Origin of the sequence: Phytoactinopolyspora endophytica (assembly GCF_004138495.1) — a bacterium.
Lineage (GTDB): Bacteria > Actinomycetota > Actinomycetes > Jiangellales > Jiangellaceae > Phytoactinopolyspora > Phytoactinopolyspora endophytica.
The window spans coordinates 272,685-278,585 of record NZ_ML142850.1 but is presented as its reverse complement, the minus strand read 5'-3'; the positions used below and the strand labels follow the sequence as shown (position 1 = coordinate 278,585).

At 67.1% G+C, this 5,901-nt stretch carries 6 protein-coding genes and 1 pseudogene; 1 reads left to right on the top strand and 6 read right to left on the bottom strand.

Translation table 11 applies throughout. From position 1 onward, the window contains the following. From ELR45_RS36895 to ELR45_RS04620, 3 genes are all read right to left on the bottom strand, one after another. On the bottom strand, positions 1-239 hold a 239-nt coding region (locus tag ELR45_RS36895; RefSeq protein ID WP_205855955.1), incomplete at its 3' end, for an AAA family ATPase. 27 nt (positions 240-266) lie between these two features. Beyond that, complete coding sequence (locus ELR45_RS04625) at positions 267-1,163, bottom strand: RNA polymerase subunit sigma-70 (RefSeq protein WP_205855954.1); 897 nt, start codon at positions 1,161-1,163, stop codon at positions 267-269. Then, a complete protein-coding gene (locus ELR45_RS04620; protein WP_129663832.1) occupies positions 1,160-1,996 on the bottom strand; it encodes an alpha/beta hydrolase in 837 nt (278 codons plus the stop codon). Before ELR45_RS04620 ends, ELR45_RS04625 begins: the two co-directional genes overlap by 4 nt. A 183-nt stretch (positions 1,997-2,179) precedes the next feature. Here ELR45_RS04620 and ELR45_RS04615 point away from each other — a divergent pair. Further along, positions 2,180-3,109, top strand: a pseudogene (locus tag ELR45_RS04615) (IS5 family transposase). 10 nt (positions 3,110-3,119) lie between these two features. Here ELR45_RS04615 and ELR45_RS04610 read toward each other — a convergent pair. The 3 genes from ELR45_RS04610 to ELR45_RS04600 all read right to left on the bottom strand — a co-directional run. Further along, entirely contained in the window at positions 3,120-4,097 is a 978-nt protein-coding gene (locus ELR45_RS04610) for a phosphotransferase family protein (protein ID WP_205855952.1), read from the bottom strand. Between the two features lie 222 nt (positions 4,098-4,319). Further along, the gene (locus tag ELR45_RS42480) at positions 4,320-4,496 is read right to left on the bottom strand and encodes a DeoR family transcriptional regulator (RefSeq protein ID WP_205855944.1); all 177 of its coding nucleotides are present in this window, start codon (positions 4,494-4,496) and stop codon (positions 4,320-4,322) included. Between the two features lie 102 nt (positions 4,497-4,598). Beyond that, positions 4,599-5,901 (bottom strand): aldehyde dehydrogenase family protein (locus tag ELR45_RS04600; protein ID WP_205855943.1); only part of this gene is annotated, 1,303 nt, incomplete at its 5' end.

The window sequence follows — 5,901 nt, the reverse complement described above, 5'->3', positions numbered from 1 at the left end:
TGAGGAAACAGCAGCTGATGCAGGCCCCCGTACGCCAGCTCCGAGTCGGATTCGACCCCGGTCCCGCGAACCACCTGGAGACCCTCGGATTCCGCCACCGACACCGCATGGTCGAGAAGCACCGACTTGCCGATGCCCGCCTCGCCCCGCACCACCAGTGCGCCGCTGCGCTCCTCGCGCGCATCCCCCAGCAGTCGTTCGATCCGCGCTAGCTCGTCGTCTCTTCCCGCCAGCGACATGCGGTCACGATAGCCGGTTCCGTGTGCCTAAGTCGGACCCTGGAAACCTTCCGATGCCGCTCGGCTGAACCGCGCCACTAGTTCTGGGTCGTTGAACACCGTCACCGCGGCAAGCCCGTCCCGTCGGATGTCCAACACAGCCATCCCGTACGGCTCGCCGTTCTGGTATGCCACCGCGGCGGACTGGCCGTTGGCGATCGTCGGTTCCATCCGCCAGTCGCCCGGCTTGCCCACGGCCGCCTGGAGCACGTGCCTACATTCCCTACCGCCGAACCACTGTCGACCCGGCAGGATCTCCAACTTGACGTCGGCACGTAGGACTTCGATCAGTACGTTGACCTCGGCGTTCTGGAACGCCGTGACGTAGGCGTCCAGGTATCTCCGCGCCTCGGGAGAGTCCGGCTCCACAATGTCGTCAGGTCGCAGGTCGCAGCCTTCCAGCTGCGCGCGGGCACGCTGAAGGCTGCTCTTCACCGCGGCGACCGACATGTTCAGGATCGTGCCCACCTCGGCTGCTGGGAAGGCAAGCACCTCGCGTAGCAGCCACACCGCTCGCTGAGTCGGCGGCAGGGTCTGCAGGCTTGCGACCAGAGCTAACCGCACGTCATCCCGACTGGCCGCATAAGGCTGCACCCACGCATCCGGCGGCAGTGTCTCCGGTTCGTCCGGCTCCGGTCGGCCCAGCGCTGACGGCAACGCCCGCCGACTCCGGCCCTCCAGCGCTGTAAGGGACACGTTGGTCGCGATCTGGTAGAGCCACGTCCGGACCGACGAGCGATGCTCGAACTTCTCCCAAGCCCGCCAGGCACGCAGCAACGCGTCCTGTACGACGTCTTCCGCATCAGCCCACGACCCGAGCATCCGATAGGAATGCGCAACGAGTTCTCCCCGCAGCGGCTCCGTCGCCGCCTCGAAGCCGGTCATGCTCCCAGCGTATGCCGCAGCCATGTGCCCGCCCTCCTGATCGCGTCGTCGGCCGCCGCGGTATTGCCGGCGGTCATCTGGAACGTGTGCAGTTCACCAGGAACAACGTCGAGCTCGACGTTGACGCCGGCCGTGCGCATTCGTTCGGCCAACCTCAGACTGTCATCGAGTAGGCCCTCCTCCTCGCCTGCCTGAATGTAGGTCGGCGGGAGGTCCCGGTGATTGGCGTACAGCGGGGACGCTACCGGCGTACGCGGGTCCGTGCCGTCCAGATAGCCGGCGGCGAGGCCTCGCACGATCTCCCGGCCGAAGAACGGGTCGCTGCTCGTGTCAAAGGAGTTGCCAGCTACTTCCATGTCGGTCCACGGTGATATGAGATATAGCCCACGAGGTCGCGGGAGTCCTTCGTCCCGCGCGCGTAGCGCGATGCCGAGCGCCAGTGTGCCGCCAGCGGAGTCGCCCAGCAGTGCAACCGGACGGTCCGCCGCGATGCGACGGTACACGGCGGTTACTGCGTCAATCTGGCTCGGGTAGACGTGGTCTGGGACCAATCCGTATTCAACGGCGTACGCCGAAGTCGCCGCTGCGACCGCGATGTGCCCGAACAACTTTCCGTGAGTGGACACCGATGCGCCGACAAAGCCGCCGCCGTGGATCGAGAGCAACACTGCATCGTTGGCGGTCGCCTCCGGCCACAGCCAGAGATCGTCTCCCACCCACTCCTGTTTGATCGCCTCGGGTTGGGTGGTCAACGCCTCCCACGGGACCGAGTAGTCATTGGCAGCGCACCGCTGCCAATGAAGACGGTTGATATCCGCTTCGTTGTGAGTCATACGGGATAGACCCGGCACTGGATCAAAAAGGAATCGGTTCCCCGGCAGAAAGTCGAGATTCGCCGTGTGACACCGCAGCCCACATTCGCACCGATCACATTCTCGAACGTCATGAACGTCCTGACCCGCAACAGCTAGGGCGTGTCTCTAAATAGGTGCTGAGGCGCGCGGCAGACTGGCCGGGTGACGTCTTCGCGGTACCGGGCCTTGACTGATGAGCAGTGGGAGCGGATCGAGCCGATGCTGCCCTCGAACGTCGGTCGGCGGGGGCGCCCGTTCGGTGACAACCGGCGGGTGGTCGATGGGATCGTCTACCGCTACCGGACCGGGATCCCGTGGCGTGACCTGCCGCGCGAGGAGTTCGGGCCATGGAAAACGGTGTGGAAGCGGCACCGCCGGTATGCCGGTGACGGGACCTGGGACCGCGTGCTTGCACGCCTGCTGTCGCATGCCGACGCCATCGGACAGATCGATTGGAACGTGTCGGTGGACGCGACGATCAGCCGTGCCCACCAGCACGGCACCAACACCTCGCGACCGGAGCAGGACACAGGGGGCGACGTCGAACTACACGCCGACACCGGCCGGGTTCGTCCACAGCCCGCTCGGGGGTGAGCGTGAGCCTGCTGGTCACGGCATCGGTCGCTCGCGCGGCGGGCTGACCACGAAGATCCACGCGGCGGTCGACGCGGTCGCCCGCTCGCGATCGTGGTCACCGGTGGGCAGCGCAACGACGGCGCGGTGCTCGTCGACGTGCTGGCAGATATCCGCGTCCCACGCTTGGGACCAGGACGGCCACGTACTCGTCCCGACACCGTGATCGCCGACCGCGCGTACACCAGCGGCAAGGCGCGCCGGATGCTTGCCGGCCGGGGCATCAAGGCGGTGATCCCGCAGAAGAAGGACGAGACCGCCGCCCGCCAGCGCAAGGGTTCCGCCGGCGGGCGCCCACCGACGCTGGACGCCGTGACCTACAAGGGGCGCAACGTCGTCGAACGCTGCTTCGCCCTGGCCAAACAGTGGCGTGCCTTGGCCACCCGCTACGACAAGCTCGCCATCACTTATCGAGCCGCCGTCCTGCTCTCAGCGTGCATCACCTGGACACACATTTAGGAGACGTGCCCTAGCGAAGCGCGTTCAGTTCGTCGAGGGCGCGATGGCCGCGCTTGACCACCCCTGGAACGACATCGTGGCGCCCGTGACGGATGGGGATCTCGAGCATGTGGAGGATCTGTGTCGCTGCGAGCACCGCCGCCCCCTCCCAGCCGACCAGGTCGAGGATTCTCGTCCACAGCCGCCTTCGGACATCGTCCAGCAGCGGATCCTGGAAGGTGTACAACACGAGGGTGGTGAGATCGGTCGCCCGCGTGCCGCTACCTGCGTTCCCGATATCCACGACCGCCACCACCGCTCCGTCACGGACCAGGACATTGCTGGGGGTTGAGAGATCGGCATGGACCATGTCAGGTGCCTCTCGTGGTGGTGGGACGTCGGCACACACGAGCCGCAGGCGCTCGACCAGGGCCGACACCACGGAGGAATGCCCCGAGAGCCTGGCCACGGACTGGCGGAGAAGCGACTGCTCCGGCGTCTCGTTGAAATCCAGCCCGGCGACAGCCGATTCCTGACCGGTGGCGACCCGCCAGGCGTACGACCAGTGGTCGTAGGGCTCGGAGGCTTGGCCAGCCTGGAGTTCGATGATCTCCATCAGCTGCTCAACGAGGGACGGGGTCAGCTCTGGCGCGGGAGCCGCGTCAACGAAGTCCATCAGATGCCATACATGAGTGGCTGTGGCCCCCACTCCGAGCCAGGCCGGGGTGGGATAGCCGCGCCTACGCATGTGCTCGACCACTCTCTGGGCTCGCAACGTCTCGTCCAGGTGGTTGGGGTGTGCCCGGGGCGCTGCTTTGAGAACTGCATTTGCTCTTCCGGTCAACTGGATGCGCATTGCACCCCCATTGACGCCTCCGGGTAGGCGACTGAGAAGAGTGACCTCTGCCCCGACCACGCTGGCCACGTCGTCCAGGACCTCGGCCGGCAGCTCTTCGGGATGGGTGCCCTGGTTCATCGGCTCGTGGCCGCAACGGCGGGAGCGCAGCACATGCACAGCACCTTACGGCCGAACTGGCCGGTCCATCCATCGCCGGGGACCGTAGGACGGATCGTCGCGAGGCGGCCCCGAACGCGCGCTCGCGAACACACTCACGCCCGCACCGTCGACCGGCCCGCCTCGGCGCGTTTCGACTTGACCCACCATGATTGTCAGGTGCGGTTCGTCCTCAGCGCCGGTGTCCTCGCGGTCGGCGTGGTCTCGGCTAGGGCGTCACGCATTTAGGAGACGTGCCCTAGTGGGTTGGACCGGGACGAGTGATCGCGGCTTACCGTCAGTCCTTGGTGATCCGCCGCGGAACTTCCGCACGGCACCCTGGCGTTCCAGCTCCTCCAGGTCGCGGTGGATCGCGATCTCGCTGACCTGGCACAGCTGCGCCAGCTCTGACACGATGGCCGATTCTCCCGGTCGGATCTGAGGGTCACCGTACCTGAAGCTGTACCTCACAGCCGGGGAGCGGCCTTGAAGACGACCACTGCGCCTTTACTGTCATCAGTCGCCGTCGACCGCGATGACCACCGACTTCGTGCGGGTGAACGAGGCGAACGCTTCAGGCCCGCTCTCGCGGCCCCAACCGCTCGCTTTGACGCCACCGAAGGGAACGGCCGGGTCCAGCAGCCCCCACGTGTTGACCCACACGATGCCCGCCTGGATCCGCGCGGCCACCCGGTGCGCCCGGCTGATATCGCCGGTCTGGACCCCGGCTGCCAGCCCGTACGCCGTGCTGTTGGCCAGGGAGATGGCCTCTTCTTCGGTGTCGAAGGGCTGGACGGTCAGGACGGGGCCGAAGACCTCTTCTTGCACGGCGATAGCGTCGTTGGGCAGGTCGGCGATCACGGTCGGTGCGTAGTAGTAGCCACCGTCGAGGTCGATGCGCCGCCCGCCCGCTGCGATCCGTCCACCGCGTGAGGCGGCGTCACGCACGAAGCCGTCGACCCGCTCCAGCTGGTCGGCGCTGACGAGCGGCCCGATCACCGTGCTCTCGTCGCTCGGCCGGCCGAGCGGAACCTGTCCGACGGCGTCGGCGAGAATGCCGATGACCGTGTCGTACACGGGGCGCTCGACGAGCAGGCGCGGGCCCGCCATGCAGAACTGCCCGGTGTTGAAGACGAAGGAATTGATCACGGCGTGGATCGCCTGATCGAGGTCGGCGTCGGCGAAGAGGAGGTCGGCGGCGTTGCCGCCCAGCTCCGCTGCGATCGGTTTGAGCAGCTCACCGGCGGTGCGTGCGACGACGCGCCCTACGGCGGTCGAACCGGTGAATGCGATTGCATCGACGTCCGGATGACGTACCAGCGCGTCGCCGAGTTCGGCACCGGGGCCGGTGAGAAGGTTGTACACGCCGTCAGGCACTCCCGCATCGGCCAGGACCTCGGCGAGCAGCTGCGCGCTGAGCGGCGTCTGCGGAGCGGGCTTGTGCACCACGGTGTTACCGGCGGCCAGTGCCGGTGCGAGCTTGGAGCTGGTCAGGATCATCGGGAAGTTGAACGGGCTGATCGCCGCCACCACCCCGTGCGGCTCGCGCCGGGTGTAGGCGAATGCGGGCAGCGGGGTCTCACGCACCGCACCGTCCATATGCTGCGCGAGCGTGGCGAAGTACTCGAACTGCTCCGCCGCGCCGGGCACGTCGATCGTGCGCGCGAAGCCGATCGGCTTGCCGACGTCGAGGCTCTCCCGGCGTGCGAACTCTTCGTTGCGCTCCCGTATCAGGGCGGCGACACGCAGCAGAATGCGGGAGCGCTCACGCCCGCCCAGGCCCGACCAACGCCCGTCGTCGAACGCCTCCCTGGCCGTC

What these genes read in the sequence shown, in the direction of transcription:
- ELR45_RS04620 (WP_129663832.1), bottom strand. Translation starts at nt 1,996, where the DNA reads ATGACTCACAACGAAGCGGATATCAACCGTCTTCATTGGCAGCGGTGC.
- ELR45_RS04625 (WP_205855954.1), bottom strand. Translation starts at nt 1,163, where the DNA reads ATGACCGGCTTCGAGGCGGCGACGGAGCCGCTGCGGGGAGAACTCGTT.